Source organism: Salipiger abyssi, from assembly GCF_001975705.1.
GTDB lineage: Bacteria > Pseudomonadota > Alphaproteobacteria > Rhodobacterales > Rhodobacteraceae > Salipiger > Salipiger abyssi.
In genome coordinates this window covers 3,782,377-3,796,180 of record NZ_CP015093.1, presented here as the reverse complement: position 1 = coordinate 3,796,180, position 13,804 = coordinate 3,782,377, and the positions used below count along the sequence as shown (strand labels likewise).

Annotated in this window: 14 protein-coding genes; 5 read left to right on the top strand and 9 right to left on the bottom strand. The window is 65.4% G+C overall.

The window, feature by feature from the left end; genetic code table 11:
• Nucleotides 1-32 precede the first annotated feature (32 nt).
• From Ga0080574_RS22050 to Ga0080574_RS22040, 3 genes are all read right to left on the bottom strand, one after another.
• On the bottom strand, nt 33-734 hold the full coding sequence (locus tag Ga0080574_RS22050) for a response regulator (protein ID WP_076706099.1): 702 nt from the start codon (nt 732-734) through the stop codon (nt 33-35).
• Between the two features lie 84 nt (nt 735-818).
• The gene (locus Ga0080574_RS22045) at nt 819-932 is read right to left on the bottom strand and encodes an entericidin EcnA/B family protein (RefSeq protein ID WP_076704660.1); all 114 of its coding nucleotides are present in this window, start codon (nt 930-932) and stop codon (nt 819-821) included.
• A gap of 31 nt (nt 933-963) precedes the next feature.
• A complete protein-coding gene (locus Ga0080574_RS22040) occupies nt 964-2,796 on the bottom strand; it encodes an extracellular solute-binding protein (RefSeq protein ID WP_076704658.1) in 1,833 nt (610 codons plus the stop codon).
• A 408-nt stretch (nt 2,797-3,204) separates the two neighbouring features.
• On the opposite strand from Ga0080574_RS22040, the gene Ga0080574_RS22035 reads away from it, so the two are divergent.
• From Ga0080574_RS22035 to Ga0080574_RS22025, 3 genes are all read left to right on the top strand, one after another.
• Complete coding sequence (locus Ga0080574_RS22035) at nt 3,205-3,978, top strand: 3-hydroxybutyrate dehydrogenase (protein WP_076704656.1); 774 nt, start codon at nt 3,205-3,207, stop codon at nt 3,976-3,978.
• A 91-nt stretch (nt 3,979-4,069) separates the two neighbouring features.
• Complete coding sequence (locus tag Ga0080574_RS22030) at nt 4,070-5,104, top strand: patatin-like phospholipase family protein (protein WP_076704654.1); 1,035 nt, start codon at nt 4,070-4,072, stop codon at nt 5,102-5,104.
• A 235-nt stretch (nt 5,105-5,339) separates the two neighbouring features.
• Nucleotides 5,340-5,597 carry a YjhX family toxin gene (locus Ga0080574_RS22025; RefSeq protein WP_076704651.1) on the top strand — a complete coding sequence of 86 codons (258 nt, stop codon included), beginning with the start codon at nt 5,340-5,342 and terminating at the stop codon, nt 5,595-5,597.
• A gap of 15 nt (nt 5,598-5,612) precedes the next feature.
• Here the strand turns inward: Ga0080574_RS22025 and Ga0080574_RS22020 are convergent, their stop codons facing one another.
• From Ga0080574_RS22020 to Ga0080574_RS21995, 6 genes are all read right to left on the bottom strand, one after another.
• A complete protein-coding gene (locus tag Ga0080574_RS22020) occupies nt 5,613-6,650 on the bottom strand; it encodes an extracellular catalytic domain type 1 short-chain-length polyhydroxyalkanoate depolymerase (protein ID WP_076704649.1) in 1,038 nt (345 codons plus the stop codon).
• Nucleotides 6,651-7,239: 589 nt separating this feature from the next.
• Nucleotides 7,240-7,896, bottom strand: a complete 657-nt coding sequence (locus Ga0080574_RS22015; protein WP_076704647.1) for a cytochrome b/b6 domain-containing protein — start codon at nt 7,894-7,896, stop codon at nt 7,240-7,242.
• Nucleotides 7,896-9,512: a tetrathionate reductase family octaheme c-type cytochrome gene (locus Ga0080574_RS22010; protein WP_076704645.1), complete on the bottom strand. Its 1,617-nt coding sequence runs from the start codon at nt 9,510-9,512 to the stop codon at nt 7,896-7,898. Before Ga0080574_RS22010 ends, Ga0080574_RS22015 begins: the two co-directional genes overlap by 1 nt.
• Before the next feature lie 174 nt (nt 9,513-9,686).
• Nucleotides 9,687-10,382 (bottom strand): DUF502 domain-containing protein, encoded by a 696-nt coding sequence (locus Ga0080574_RS22005; RefSeq protein WP_076704643.1) that lies wholly within the window; start codon nt 10,380-10,382, stop codon nt 9,687-9,689.
• Nucleotides 10,383-10,462: 80 nt separating this feature from the next.
• The gene (locus tag Ga0080574_RS22000) at nt 10,463-11,380 is read right to left on the bottom strand and encodes a pseudouridine-5'-phosphate glycosidase (RefSeq protein ID WP_076704641.1); all 918 of its coding nucleotides are present in this window, start codon (nt 11,378-11,380) and stop codon (nt 10,463-10,465) included.
• Nucleotides 11,377-12,270 carry a PfkB family carbohydrate kinase gene (locus Ga0080574_RS21995; protein ID WP_076704639.1) on the bottom strand — a complete coding sequence of 298 codons (894 nt, stop codon included), beginning with the start codon at nt 12,268-12,270 and terminating at the stop codon, nt 11,377-11,379. Before Ga0080574_RS21995 ends, Ga0080574_RS22000 begins: the two co-directional genes overlap by 4 nt.
• 605 nt (nt 12,271-12,875) lie before the next feature.
• On the opposite strand from Ga0080574_RS21995, the gene Ga0080574_RS21990 reads away from it, so the two are divergent.
• Both Ga0080574_RS21990 and Ga0080574_RS21985 read left to right on the top strand, forming a co-directional pair.
• A complete protein-coding gene (locus Ga0080574_RS21990; protein ID WP_076704631.1) occupies nt 12,876-13,202 on the top strand; it encodes a hypothetical protein in 327 nt (108 codons plus the stop codon).
• The gene (locus Ga0080574_RS21985; RefSeq protein ID WP_076704629.1) at nt 13,199-13,768 is read left to right on the top strand and encodes a DedA family protein; all 570 of its coding nucleotides are present in this window, start codon (nt 13,199-13,201) and stop codon (nt 13,766-13,768) included. The genes Ga0080574_RS21990 and Ga0080574_RS21985 overlap by 4 nt, the downstream gene beginning before the upstream one ends.
• Nucleotides 13,769-13,804: the final 36 nt, after the last annotated feature.

The following is a 13,804-nucleotide window of genomic DNA, read 5'->3' as shown; positions in this document are numbered from 1 at the left end:
CGCTCGTCCTTTTCGCCGAGGTGGCCGGCAGGTTACGTCGCCGTGCCCTCGCTTGGCAAGACCCGCGTAAAGCTCGCCTCCTGCGCGATCAACACCGCCTGCGTCCGGCTGTGCACCCCGAGCTTGCGCATGATCGCGGTGACATGCGCCTTTACCGTGGTCTCGGCGATCGAAAGGTCATAGGCGATCTGCTTGTTCAGCTTGCCCTCGCAGATCAGCGACAGGATGCGCGCCTGCTGGTTGGTGAGCGTCGCCAGCCGCGCCAGCGCGTCGCCGGGGCCTTCGATGCCGGGGCCGTGCGGGTCGATATAGCCGTCGGGCACGAAGGGCTGGCCGCCGGAAAGCGCCTCGAAGGCGCGGCGGAACACCGAGCGCTGCGAATGCTTGGGCACGAACCCGTCGGCGCCGGCCTTGAGCGCATGGCTGATCATGCGGTTGTCGGCCATCGACGAGGCGATGAGGATCGCGGCCCGGGGCGCCGCGTTGCGCAGGCGCACCAGACCGTCCAGCCCGTTCACATCGGGCAGGTTCAGATCGAGGATGATCAGGTCGGGAGGCTCGCCCTGACCGACGATCTCCAGCGCCTTTTCCAGCGTTCCGGCGGCCCGGATCTCTTCGAAATCCGCGATGGATTGCAGGGTCAGCGTCAGCGCGTCGCAGAACAGCGGATGGTCGTCAACGACCAGCGCGCGGTTCTGGCCGCCTTCCGAAAGCAATTGGACACGGTCTCTCATCATGGCGGCTCTGCTCCTCCTCTCCCGGATCTCAGGATAGTACGGCAGAGCGCCCGCGTAACGTGCCAAAAAGTCGGAGACGCGTCAGAACCAGCTTTGCACGGTGCGCGAGGCCGAGGAGATGTCCTGCCCGACACCGTCGACGGTGCCGCAGCCCGCCAGAAGCGCCAGAACGCCGAGGAGAAGTGCCTGTTTCATGATGTCTGCTCTTTCTTGCTTTTGATTTTGCTTATTGCTCTTGGTCTTCGTCCTGCCACCACCACGCATTCGGCATCCAGTCGATCCAGTCGCCGTAAACCGGCACATGCGGGGGGTAACGCAGCTCCTTAACATGGGCGATGCGCGAAATGTTCCACTGATAGATCGGGATCACGTAGCGCCCGGTTGTCAGCACGCGGTCGAGCGCGCGGCTCGCGGCGATGAACTCCTCCTGGCTGGTGGCGTTCAGCAGTACGTCGATCATCGCGTCGGCGGCGGGGGATTTCATCCCCATGAGGTTGCGCGAACCCGGCTGATCCGCCGCCTCGCTGCCCCAGTAGAGCCGCTGCTCGTTGCCGGGGCTGAGCGACAGCCCGCGGCGGAAGAACGTCATGTCGAAATCGAAGGCGTTGACCCGCTCGTTATATTGCGCGGAATCGATCACCGTGACCTGCGGCGCGATGCCCATGCGGGTGAGCGCCTGCACAAAGATGTCGATGATCGACTGTTCCTCGCTCGATCCCTGCGCCAGCACGATCTCGAAGCGGAAGGGCCGGCCCTCGGCGTTCTTCATCACGCCGTCCTGCACGCTCCAGCCGGCCTCGTTCATCAGCGCCATGGCCGCGCGCAGGTTGCGGCGGTTGCGGGCGCTGCCGTCGCCTTCGGGCAGGGCATAGCCGTCGAGCGCGCCGGGCAGCAGCGTGTCGGCAAAGGGCTCCAGCAGCGCGCGCACGCGGCCCGTCGCGGGGCCGGCCTTCATGCCCAGCTCGGAATTCGAGAAATATGAGTCGATACGCGGCTGTTTCGAGCCGGTCATCGTCTCGTTGATATATTCGAAGTTGAAGGCATGCAGCATCGCCGCGCGCACCCGCCAGTCGGAAAACGCGCCCCGCCTTGTGTTCATGACAAAGCCGGTCATGCCGGTGGGCCGGCCATGGGCGATCTCGGATTTCACCACATCGCCGCGTTCGACGGCGGGGAAATCGTATTGCGTCTGCCATTTCTCGGCATTGTTCTCGCGGATCGCGGTCAGCGCGCCGGCCTTGAAGGCCTCGAACTGCACTGTGCCGTCGCCGAAGAACTCCATGCGGATCTCGTCGAGATTGGCCTGGCCTTTCATGAAGGGCAGATCCTTGCCCCAGTAATCGGGGTTGCGCTTGAGCGAGACAAAGCGGCCCGGCTCGAAATCGTCGATCACATAGGGCGCGGTGGCGATGGGGATCACGTCGAGCCCGCTGGAGGCGAAATCCTTGCCCTCCCATTGCGCCTTCTTGAGGATCGGGCGCATGCCGATGATCAGCGCCAGCTCACGGTCGTCTTCGGTGAATGTGAAACGGACGGAGCGCGGGCCGGTCTGTTCCATCTTTTCGATCTTTTGCCAGGTGCCGCGATAGCGCGGGTGGCCCTCGGTCCCGAGAATCTCATAGCTCCACATCACATCCTCGACCGTGACCGGGCTGCCATCGGAGAATTTGGCCTCCGGGCGCAGGGTGAATTCCACCCAGCCGCGATTCGGTCCGGTCTCGACGCTTTCGGCCAGAAGCCCGTAAAGCGTGAAGGGTTCGTCCCAGCTCCGGCCCATCAGGCTCTCATAAGCGAGAAAGCGCAGCTGCCAGGGAACGGTGCCTTTGAGGATATGCGGATTGAGGCTGTCGAAGCCGCCGGTCTCGCCGGTGACGAGGCGCCCGCCCTTGGGCGCGTCGGGATTGGTATAGGGCAGATGATCAAAATCTGGGGGCAGGGCGGGCTCGCCATACATAGCTATGCCGTGCTGCGGTGCGGCCCAGGCGAATCCCGCTTGGACGAGTGCCGCCGCGAAAATGGCGCTGCGGAACGTGCGGCGGCGGAAAAAATCGGCCATCATTTGTGAAACAATCCTGAACTGCCCTTGTTTTCTTGGCTACGGAGCGTATCGGGGCTTTTACGTCTTTTCAAACTTTTAGCTTGGACTCCGGCGGAGAAGCGCGTATAAAGAGGGCACTGCTCGATAGGTTTCTTGCCTGTATGAAACCTGCCTCAATGACTGAACGCCGGCCTTGTGCCGGCGTTTTTTTTGGCTCTGCGCCATGGAGGAACCGGTTTGGGAATCGGGTGGAGCTGCCCCGATCCGGGGCCGGTCACGCCGCGATGCCAGCTGCGTGTAAGCGCTTCGTGCGCGGGCGTCCAATCCCGAAACCGTGATGCGCAGGCGGGAACCCGCGCGCCAAATGCCCCCTTATCTTGCAGGTGCAGCATGATATGCTGACCGCAAATCATTGAGGAGATTTCCATCATGTCACTGAAAGGCAAGACCGCCATCGTCACCGGGTCGAATTCCGGCATCGGGCTGGGCGTCGCGCGGGAGCTGGCGCGGGCAGGGGCCTCGGTCGTCCTGAACTCCTTCACCGACAACGACGAGGATCACAAGCTGGCCGAGGACATGGCGCGCGAATTCGGCGTCGATGTGCGCTATATCAAGGCCGACATGTCCAAGGGCGAGGAATGCCGCGCGCTGATCGAACAGGCCGGTGCCTGCGATATCCTGGTGAACAATGCCGGCATCCAGCACGTCGCGCCGATCGACGAGTTCCCGACCGAGAAATGGGATGCGATCATCGCGATCAACATGAGCTCGACCTTCCATTGCACCGCCGCCGCGCTGCCGATGATGCGCAAGGCCGGCTGGGGCCGGGTGGTCAATATCGCCTCCGCCCACGGGCTCACCGCCTCGCCCTTCAAATCCGCCTATGTCACGGCCAAGCACGGCGTCGTGGGCATGACCAAGGTGGTGGCGCTGGAGACCGCCAAAGAGCCGATCACCGCCAACGCGATCTGCCCCGGCTATGTGAAAACCCCGCTGGTCGAGGCGCAGATCCCCGACACCGCCAAGGAATACAACATGACCGAGGAAGAGGCGATCGAGCAGGTCATCCTGGCCCGCCAGCCCTCCAAGGAATTCGCCACCACCGAGCAGATCGGCGGCACGGCCGTGTTCCTGTGCTCGGACGCGGCCGAGCAGATCACCGGCACGACCATTTCCGTGGATGGTGGCTGGACGGCGCTCTAATCGGCGAAACAGACCCGGCCCGATGCGGCATCGCGGTCGTGCGCGATGCCGCAATCATTCTGCGCCGGGTCAACTTGTGTGAGGACGGATCATGACCAAGCGCATCAATCTGGCGCTTCAGGGCGGCGGCGCGCATGGCGCCTTTACCTGGGGAGTGCTCGACCGGCTGCTGGAAGACGAGGAGATCGAGATCGCCGCGATCTCGGGCACCTCGGCGGGGGCGCTCAACGGCGCCGCGCTCAAGGCCGGGCTGGTGCGCGGGGGGCGCGAGGGCGCGCGCGAGATGCTCGACTGGGTCTGGCACGAGATCGCCGGGCTGCGCGACATGTCGGTGCCGGACTGGATGCATGCCTGGCTGCCCGATCCCGGCATGGTCAGCCGTGCGGTGCAGTATTCGCTGCCCTATGCGGCGGGCGAAAGTGTCACCCGCATGCTGTCGCCCTATGCCTGGGGGCCGCTCTACCAGAACCCGCTGCAACGGATCGTCGACAAGCTCGATTTCGGCACGATCTGCGCCCATGAGGGGCCGGAGTTCTTTGTCTGCGCCACCTCGGTGCGCGACGGCAAGGTGCGCATCTTCGAGGGCGACAAGCTCTGCCCCGGCGCGATCCTCGCCTCCGCCTGTCTGCCGACTCTGTTCCAGGCGGTGGAGCTGGAGGATCCGCAGACCGGCGTGACAGAGGCGTTCTGGGACGGCGGCTATACCGGCAACCCGGCGCTGTTCCCGCTGTTCAAGCCCGAGCTGCCGCAGGATCTGGTGATCGTCAACATCAACCCGCTCGATCGCGAAGCTGTGCCGGTGACGCCGCCGGAGATCCAGAACCGCATCAACGAGATCAGTTTCAACGCTTCGCTCCTGCGCGAGCTGCGCGCCATCGAATTCGTGCAGCGCCTGCTTGAGGCCGGCATGGTCAAGGAGGGCTCGATGAAGAAGCTGCGGGTGCATATGATCGCCGACGATACGCTGATGAACGAGCTGTCGGTGGCCACCAAGACGGTGCCGCTGCCCTCGGTCATCGCGCAGCTCAAGCAGGCCGGGCGGCGCGCGGCGGGGGCCTTCCTCACCGATCACCACGAGCATCTGGGCGAGAAACAGACCGCCGATCTGCGTCAGATGTTCGCGTAGGCTGCGGCCCCGGCGACACAATCGGCGCAGGGACTGACGCGGCGCGGTTGATCCGGCGCTGCTGCGTGTCTATTTTGGTTTCAGACCAACGGGCCAACGGCCCGAATGATGGAGCCTTGATGTTGGAGATTGCGGCAAGCCGCATGTCCCGCGCTGCGGGACAGTAAACCCAAAGCCCCGTCCGCGCGATGGCCGGACGGAGCGACGCTTTGCGTTTTCTCTCCGGAACATCTCCATGAATATCTCGAAACACGAACAGCGCGTGCTGCACGCGCTGGCGCAGGGTGGCGCGATTCAGTTCGAACGCGCCGAAAACGGCAAGGTCTTTGAGGTGACCTGCTTTACCCGCGAAGGTCACGTTCTGACCGACTGCACGCTGCCGGTCTTCGACCGTCTGCGCAAACGCCGGCTGATCCGCTCGCAGGGCGGGCGGCCCTACCGCATCACCCGCGCCGGGCTGGCAAGCGTGCGCGCCCAGCTCGACAACCGATGAGCGGCGGGGGCTGCGTCAGAGCAGCCCCCAGAACCGCGCGATCTCGCGCACCGCGCAGATCTCGCCCTCCTCCATATAGGCGCCGTCCGCGATCCCGCAGGCGGGCGCGCCATCCTCGTCGACGGGCACCGCATGGGGCAGGGTGGGCAGATCCCAGGTTTCGACCTGGATCACGCCCCGGGTGTCGAGATAACGCTTGCGGGTGGCGCCCGCGATCATCTCCTCCGCATCGGGGGCTTCCGGGTCGAGCCCGTGAAGCGCCGTCCATTGGTCGGCGAGCTCTTCGAGATTGTCGGGATCGACGGTTTCGTCCTCCTCCCCCTGCCAGATCGACACGCGTGGCCAGCCTGCCGGCGCGCTGTCGTGGAGCTCCGCGACATAGCGCGCCCAGTCGTCGGGCGCGCGGTCGACCGCCGTGTTGGGCGGAATGATCCCGCAGGCATAGGAGGCGTCCCAGCCGTCATAGGTGCCGCCCTGAACGTGGCGCATCATCCGCCAGTATTGCCAGACCGCATAGGTGAAGAACGAGCGCGGGCGGTTGCAGTCATAGGGCAGCCCGGCGACGATGGCGCCCCCGGCGAAGAGATCGGGGTAATTCGCCATCAACGCCGCCGACATCGCGCCGCCGGCGGAAAGGCCCATGACGAAGATCTGCGACCGGTCGATATCCTCGCTGTCGAGCAGATGGTCGATCATGTTGCGGATCGAGGCGCTTTCGCCGTCGCCCGGGCGGTTGTCGGCCTCGTCATACCAGCGAAAACATTTGCGCGGCTGGTTCTCCTCGGTCTGCTCGGGAAAGAGCAGCATCAGCCCCTGCGCATCGGCGAGCGCGGTGAGCCCCGTCTCGTCGTCGAAACTCTCGGCGCTCATGGTGCAGCCATGCAAGGCGACGACAAGGGGCGTGGCGCCCTCATGGCCCTCGGGGCGGTGGATCCACATGGCGAGGTCACCGGGATTGTCGCCAAAGGCCGAGATGCGTTCGAGCGCCGGGGCGGCGGTGGGCAGCGCGAGGGTCAGCAGCACGGCGAGGCGGGGCAGGAACGGAGGGAGCATGGCTTGTGCCTCGTGAAATGAACTGGAACTATGGGCCCATGCTCTCATAGGTTGCACGTGTTGGGTAGGGGCGGCTGCGTCGCCACCGGCGATCCCGGGCGGTTTGCGGACCAAACGGGCAGGACAAGCCGCGACGCTTGCGTCACCGGCACCCCTGGCCCGCCGCTCAGGAGGCCCCGCCCCGGACTTGATCCGGGGCCTCGTCGCTTGGTCCGGCGGCGACTTCTGTCTTCCCTCAATCCCCGCGCTCGTGGCCCGGAATCAAGGGCGTAGCCCGCCGGGCCAGCGGCTGCCCGTTCCGTCGCACCAGAGGTGCGCCGATCATAGTTGGCACGCCTGTGGCGTGACGGGCTGCCGCTTTGATGACGCAAGTGTTGCGCTGCGAGGTCTTTCGGATTTGGCTGGGATAAATCGAGGGATTCCAAACTCGGTGCGGCAGCCCACGGGCAGCCGCTGGCCCGACTTGTGTTGCGCTTGTGTGAGCCGCCAGGTTTTGGCGGCAACGCATTGCTTCTCCAGACAAAAGCGCCGCGCCGGTTTGGGGTCCGGCGCGGCGAGGGCTGGCGGCTCAGGAGGGAAAATCAGCCCGTCAGGACTGGAGCCGCCAGGGTTCGTTTGTCTCGAGATAGGCTTCCTGCTCGGGCGTCAGGTCGATGCAGTCATAGCCGGTGACCATGGGCGCCACATGCTGGCGAAAGCCGTGGCCGACGGTCAGCAGATAGACATGCACCACCACGAAGGAGGCGATGACCCAGGCCGCCAGCACATGCAGGTTGGCGATCACCGTCAGCCACAGCGTGGCGTTCGGCACCTCTTCCCAGAGATTGTAGGTCAGATAGAGGATGCCGGTGATCCAGATCGCCGGAAACACCAGGATCTTCAGCCCGAAATAGGTGATCGCCTGAAGCGGGTTGTGCTTGCGCCAGAGCAGCTTGTGATAGGGGTGTTTCTCGCCCCTGAAGATCCCCCAGGCATAGAACCGCGCCACCTTGGTCATGCCGCGCATCTTCGGGATGAACTGCCGCCAGGTGCCGGTGGTGAAGAGCCAGAAGGTGGCGAATATCCACACGCAGAGCAGCACCAGCGCCGCGATCGTGTGCAGCATCACCGCAGGCCCGAAGGGCAGCAGCCCATGCACCCCGTTCAGCCCCATGCCGGTGAAGAGCAGCACGAAGATCAGCGTCATTTGCGTCCAGTGCCAGAGCCGCTCAAAGCGCGGATAGACCTTGACCATGCGGCTCGACATCAGTGCTCTCCTTTCCGGCTGAAGAGGCGCAGCAGCGCGTGGCCCAGAACCCCCAGCAGCGCCAGCGCAAAGAGGATCTTGCCCAGCAGCCCGGCCATGGCGCTGCCTCCGGTGCCGGGCATGAAGACACCGGCGATATTGGCCAGACGCCCGTCTTCGGCATGGCAGGACTGGCAGTCGAGCGCCTCGGAGGCGGGGGCGACCATGTGGGTAGTGGGCCAGTACATATAGGTGTCGATGAAGCCGTATTCGCCGGAATACTCCTTGCCGGCGGCTTTCATGCCCGCGGCGATGGCCTTGCCCCAGTCGAGATTGGTCCAGAGCGCGGTGTCGGTGTCCGGCCCCCAGACATGGGAATAGACCAGCGTGTCGTTACCCGAGTCGTAAGCCTGACGGCCTTCCATCTTCTTGAAGGGCCAGATGCGCGACTTTCCGTCATGCGCATCGCCTTCGATCTCGTTGATGCCCACCGGTTGCGTCGGGTCGATCTTGCCGCCCTGCGCGGCAGAGGCATAGCTGACCTGACCGTCGAACCATTCGTAGATCGGCTGTGCCTCTTCCTCCCAGCGGAAATCGCCCTTGATCGAGAGATAGGTGTGCAGGTGTTTGCCGTCGGACTGGACAAACTCCTCCTCCGAATAGGCATTGCCGTCGGCATCGCGCTTGCCGGCGGTCGACCAGTCCCACCAGGTCTTGGTGGCGACGCCGCCCTTGGCCATGGTGGGGATGTGGCAGGTCTGGCAGGCGACCACATCGGTGTGGTCGTTGAGCTTCATGCCCTTGATATCGACCGGATGCGGCTCGGTGCCGTGGCAGCTTTCGCAGGTGGCGACGCGGCGGCGCTCGCCGGGCCGGCCGGTGCCCTCGGGGTCGGTGGCATGCACATCATAGCGCGAGCCAGCCCATTGATGTTTCTCGGTGACGTGGCAATCGGTGCAGACCATGTTGGCACCGTCGGGCGACATATGCACATCCGTGTGCACGTCCGGCATAACCAGCGCCGAGCTGAGATCGCCGTGTTTCACATTGTCGCCGCCGCCACCGTAGAAATGGCACTGGCCGCAATTCTCGCGCCCGGGCATGCCCACCGACATGGCAGCCTTGGACAGATCCACCGCCCAGGCATCGGCACCGGTGATGGTCTTGCCCTTTGCCTCCATCGGCGGATGGCCGGCACCGGTGGCAAGCTTGGTATACTGGCCGGAGCGGTCATGGCAGACGAGGCAATCCACCGCCGTGCTCTGCTGCGGTGGCGGCTGGTGCATATCGTCCCAGCCATAGCCCGCGTGGCACGAGGTGCAGCGCGGCTCGTTGCCCACCACGTTGCCGCAGAAGGCATTGATGACATTGCGCTTGCCAAGAAGCTCGCCGGTCCTGGGGTTCTCGAATTCCCAGTTGAAATGGATCGAGTGCATCACCTGATCGTCCGCCTCGGTATGGCAGGAGAGGCAGGCTTCGGTGACCTCGGGGCCGGAGGTGAACGCCTTCTGGAGCACTTCGAATTTCGAGTGATCCGCCGTGCTGTCCGAGCCGGGGATCTCCGGCACGCTGGATTGCTGAGCCAGCGCCGGGGCGGCGGTGGCGATCAGGGCAAGGGCTGTCAGGACGCGCCGCATGGTCTCCTCCCGTCGCGTTCGATGGCATTCACATCATGGAATACAATCGCGGGCAGGGCGGGCTTTGATCTATCTCAAATTCGGAATATCTGCGCGGCTGAGGCGAAAAAATGTTTTCTCCGCATCTTTTACGGGCAGATTGCCCGGGATGCGATCCTGCGTCGGGCGGGCAGGTCAGGACACCTGCCGCACCTCTTCGACCCGGGGTTTGCCGCCCGGGCGGTCGGGCGGATAGACCAGCCCGGCGGAGATCACCAGCTTGGCCGCTTCCTCGATGCTCATATCGAGCTCGATCACATCGTCCTTGGGGAAGAACAGCAGGAAGCCCGAGGTCGGGTTCGGTGTGGTCGGCACAAAGACCGAAACCAGATCGCCCATGGTTTCCGCGCGCCGCGCCACCTCGCCCTTGGCCTGGGTCGAGATAAAGCCGATGGCCCAGATATCCTTGCGCGGATACTGCACCAGACAGGCCTTGTCGAAGCTGCGCTCGGTCTGGGCAAAGACCGTCTCGGCGATCTGCTTGATGCCGGAATAGATCGAGCGCACCACCGGCGTGTGTTCCACGAGGCTTTCGGCAAAGCGGATCAGCGAGCGCCCGATCAGCCCCTTGGCGACCCAGCCCACCATGATGGTGAAGACCAGGAAAAAGATCACGCCGACGCCGCGCAGGTTGATGCCGATATACTCTTCCGGGTTGAACCGCGCCGGGATCAGCGGCAGCACGAACCCGTCGACCCAGCCGAACAGCGTCCAGATCAGCCAGATGGTCAGGCCCACGGGCATGATCACTACAAGCCCGGTGAGAAAGCTCGCGCGCAGGGAGGCCAGCAGGCCGGGCCTGCGCGGTTTGTCGTCGAAGGGCGTGTTCATCTGGATCCCGGAGCGCGTTGACTGCCTGTAAACCTAGGCATTCCCGGACATGTCTACAATGGCGCTGCGCCGCCGCAAGCTCAATTGCCGGGCAGGGCGCTCATTTCCGTCGCGATCCGGGCCCCGAGCCGCGCATTGTTCAGCACCAGCGCGATATTGGCGTCGAGCGACCGGCCCTCGGTCAACTCGAAGATCCGCTGCAACAGATAGGGCGTGAGCTGCTTGCCGCGGATGCCGTGGCTCTCTGCATCCGCCGTCGCGCGCGCCACCACCGGCGCCAGAACCTCGCGGGGGATCTCGGCCTCTGCCGGGATCGGGTTGGCGACGAGCTGGCCGCCGGGCAGATCCAGCGCCACGCGCATCGCCTGGGCGCGGGCGATCTGGCCGGGCGTGTCCATGCGCAGCGGTGCGCGAAGGCCCGCGTCGCGCGACCAGAAGGCCGGCAACTGGTCCTGCCCATAGGCGATGACCGGCACGCCGAGCGTTTCCAGCACTTCCAGCGTCTTTGGCAGATCGAGGATCGCTTTGGCGCCGGCGCAGACCACGGTGACCGGCGTCTGCGCCAGTTCCTGAAGGTCGGCGGAGATGTCGAAATTGCTCTCGGCGCCGCGATGCACGCCGCCGATGCCGCCGGTGGCAAAGGTGGCGATGCCGGCGCGGGCGGCGGCGATCATCGTGGCGGCCACGGTGGTGGCGCCGGTGCCGCCCTCGGCCATGCAGACCGCCAGATCGGCGCGGCTGAGCTTGGCGACGTTGCGCGCCTGCGCCAGCGCTTCGAGCTGCGCATCGTCGAGCCCGACGCAGAGCCTGCCGTCGAGCACCGCGATGGTCGCCGGCACGGCGCCCTCGGCGCGCACCGTGTCCTCGACCCGGCGCGCCATTTCGAGATTCTGCGGCCAGGGCATGCCATGGGTGATGATGGTCGATTCCAGCGCCACGACGGGCGTGCCGTTGGCCAGCGCATCGGCGACCGGGGCGGAGAGGGTGAAGAGGCTCATGAGGCGATATCTCCGGATACGTAAGCGGCTGCGGCGTCGAGCGCGAGGCTCAGCGCCTCGGCGCGGCCCGCGCCGCGCAGCTCTGCCACGATATGCGCCGCCATGAAAGTGTCTCCGGCACCGGTCACGCGGGTCACCAGCACCTCGGGCGGGCGTTCGGCGATCAGCCCCTCGGCGCTGGCGTCGCAGGCCGCTTCGCCGCCATTGGTCACCACTGCGCGCGCGGCACCACGCTCGACCAGCTTGGCCGCCGCCTGCGGCGCGCTGTCGAACGGCGCCTGACAGAGGATCCCGGCCTCTTCGAGATTGACATAGAGCACGCCGCGATGCGCCCGCAGGAACGGCAGCAGCCGCTCGGCCTTGCCCGGGCTCGCCGGCGCGATGCGCAGATCGGCGGCGGCGAAACACGGGTCACGGGCAATCTCGTCGAGCAGCGTTTCGGTCAGGTTGCCGTCGAGCGCGACCGGGCCGGGGTAGGGTGTTTCCGCGCTGCCCAGCGTGCCGTCGGAGAGCGGGCGCAGAATGCGCGACCCGGCACGTTCCAGCGAATGCGCATCGGCAATCGCCGCGATCAGCCCGTTGGCGCCCTCGACGGCCATGTAGCGGTCGGTTGGCAGATCCTCGGAGCGGTAGAGATGGCGCGTGTCGCACCCGAGCTGCGCGCAGGCCTCCATCAGCTCGTCGCCCTCGGGATCCTGTCCGACGGCACTGAGCAGCCCCGGTTTCAGGCCGAAGCGCGCAAAGGTCATCGCGATGTTCAGCGCCACGCCGCCGGGCAGACGGGTGATGCGCCCGGGCATGTCGGAGCCCTGGCGCATGTGACCGTTCGAGCGGCCGATGACGTCCCAGAGCACGGAGCCGATGCAGAGAATATCCGGTGTTTCGTTCATGCCGGATTTGTGACCGAGCGGTGCAGATCGGGCAAGGCCCGGCGCGCATTCCGTTGCGCCCGCCAGACAATCGCCGGGAATCAAGCGCATTGGCGCGTGAGGGAGGATGATCCGAACATATTTCCCTGTGAATTCAGGAGGTCTTCGGAGAATCGTAACGCGGAATGCGGAATGCGAGATCTGTGAAAACGGTGTCGCGGCGGCGCATGCGCTGAATAAGCTATGCATCGCAACCGCCTGCGATTGCGTGTTTATCTGTCCGCGTGTCCGTAGAGGGGGCCTCCGCGCGTCACAGACACCGCGCGGCGCTGGCCTTCGCGCAGAGATCTGGCTGCGGATTGGTGTTGTGGCCGCTGCGATGCGGAGTTGCGTCCCGGTGTCGGAAAGTTGCGGTCTCGCCGAGGATGCATGATCATGCGCGAACCCGCTTTGATCTCATGCGCGCCGGCAAGACAGGGGATTTGTCGCAACCGAATTTAGAACGTGCCCAACTGGCGCATATTTATCTTATAATCAGTATTATGTAAATAAAAGAGATGCCGCAAGCGCTTTAAATATGCTGGCAAGCCTTTGACCCGCTGTGTTTTTCCGGGCACCCTTTGCCCATGCCCCGCCGGATCCCGCGCAAACTGCTTCTTACCGTTCTCGTGCTGGCGCTGCTTGGCGCCGGCTTCTTCACGACAAAGGCCGTGCGGCGCGCGCTCTACTGGGCCGATCCGCAGCATCACGAGCAAGCGCCCGAGGGCTGGATGACCCTGGGCTATGTGGAACGCTCGCACCGTCTGCCGCCGCGCAGCCTCGGGCCGCTGCTGGGCATCGCGCCCGGCTCCGGCGCCGAACATCGCAGCCTCGCCGAGATCGCCGCGATGCGTGACCAGAGCGTCGAGAGCTTTCTTGCCGAGATCGACTCCGCGCTGGAGCGCGTGCAATGAGCGAGACGCTGCTCGCCGCCTTGCCGTCGCTGGGCCTGCCGGTGCTGGCGCTGGTGATCGGGCTCGGCGCGCTCGGCGTGCCGATGATGCCGGCCTCGCTGATGCTGCTGGTCGCGGGCACGCTGGTGGCCGCCGGAGACCTGCCGCTGCTGCCCACCGCCGTCACGGCGCTTTGCGCTGCGTTTCTCAGCGACAATCTCGGCTATGCGCTGGGTCGCGGCGCCCGTGGCCGCGTGCTCGACCGGCGCAGCGCGGCGCTGGTTCAGGCTCAGACCCTGCTGCACCGGCGCGGCGCCGTGGCGGTGTTTCTCAGCCGCTGGCTTCTGGCACCGCTGGGTCCGCCGATGAACCTCATCGCCGGTGCCGCCGGGATGCGCTGGCGGCGCTTCCTGCTCTGGGATCTGGCCGGCGAGATCGTCTGGGTCTCGTCCTATATGACGCTCGGCGCTGGCTTTGCGCCCTTCGTGCCGCAGATCTCCGACATGGCGGGCACTCTCACATGGCTCTTCGCCTGTCTGGCGGTCGCCTGGCTCTCATGGCGGCTGCTGCGGCGGCGGCATCGGTGAAAACCCGCGTTCGTTTCTGGACAAACAGCCCGTTCC

Excerpts from the sequence above, each read along its gene's own strand:
- Ga0080574_RS22005 (WP_076704643.1), bottom strand. The coding sequence starts at position 10,382 with ATGAACACGCCCTTCGACGACAAACCGCGCAGGCCCGGCCTGCTGGCC.
- Ga0080574_RS22020 (WP_076704649.1), bottom strand. The coding sequence starts at position 6,650 with ATGCTCCCTCCGTTCCTGCCCCGCCTCGCCGTGCTGCTGACCCTCGCG.
- Ga0080574_RS22010 (WP_076704645.1), bottom strand. The coding sequence starts at position 9,512 with ATGCGGCGCGTCCTGACAGCCCTTGCCCTGATCGCCACCGCCGCCCCG.
- Ga0080574_RS22040 (WP_076704658.1), bottom strand. The coding sequence starts at position 2,796 with ATGATGGCCGATTTTTTCCGCCGCCGCACGTTCCGCAGCGCCATTTTC.
- Ga0080574_RS21985 (WP_076704629.1), top strand. The coding sequence starts at position 13,199 with ATGAGCGAGACGCTGCTCGCCGCCTTGCCGTCGCTGGGCCTGCCGGTG.
- Ga0080574_RS22050 (WP_076706099.1), bottom strand. The coding sequence starts at position 734 with ATGAGAGACCGTGTCCAATTGCTTTCGGAAGGCGGCCAGAACCGCGCG.
- Ga0080574_RS22025 (WP_076704651.1), top strand. The coding sequence starts at position 5,340 with ATGAATATCTCGAAACACGAACAGCGCGTGCTGCACGCGCTGGCGCAG.
- Ga0080574_RS22045 (WP_076704660.1), bottom strand. The coding sequence starts at position 932 with ATGAAACAGGCACTTCTCCTCGGCGTTCTGGCGCTTCTGGCGGGCTGC.
- Ga0080574_RS22030 (WP_076704654.1), top strand. The coding sequence starts at position 4,070 with ATGACCAAGCGCATCAATCTGGCGCTTCAGGGCGGCGGCGCGCATGGC.
- Ga0080574_RS22000 (WP_076704641.1), bottom strand. The coding sequence starts at position 11,380 with ATGAGCCTCTTCACCCTCTCCGCCCCGGTCGCCGATGCGCTGGCCAAC.
- Ga0080574_RS22015 (WP_076704647.1), bottom strand. The coding sequence starts at position 7,896 with ATGTCGAGCCGCATGGTCAAGGTCTATCCGCGCTTTGAGCGGCTCTGG.
- Ga0080574_RS21995 (WP_076704639.1), bottom strand. The coding sequence starts at position 12,270 with ATGAACGAAACACCGGATATTCTCTGCATCGGCTCCGTGCTCTGGGAC.
- Ga0080574_RS22035 (WP_076704656.1), top strand. The coding sequence starts at position 3,205 with ATGTCACTGAAAGGCAAGACCGCCATCGTCACCGGGTCGAATTCCGGC.
- Ga0080574_RS21990 (WP_076704631.1), top strand. The coding sequence starts at position 12,876 with ATGCCCCGCCGGATCCCGCGCAAACTGCTTCTTACCGTTCTCGTGCTG.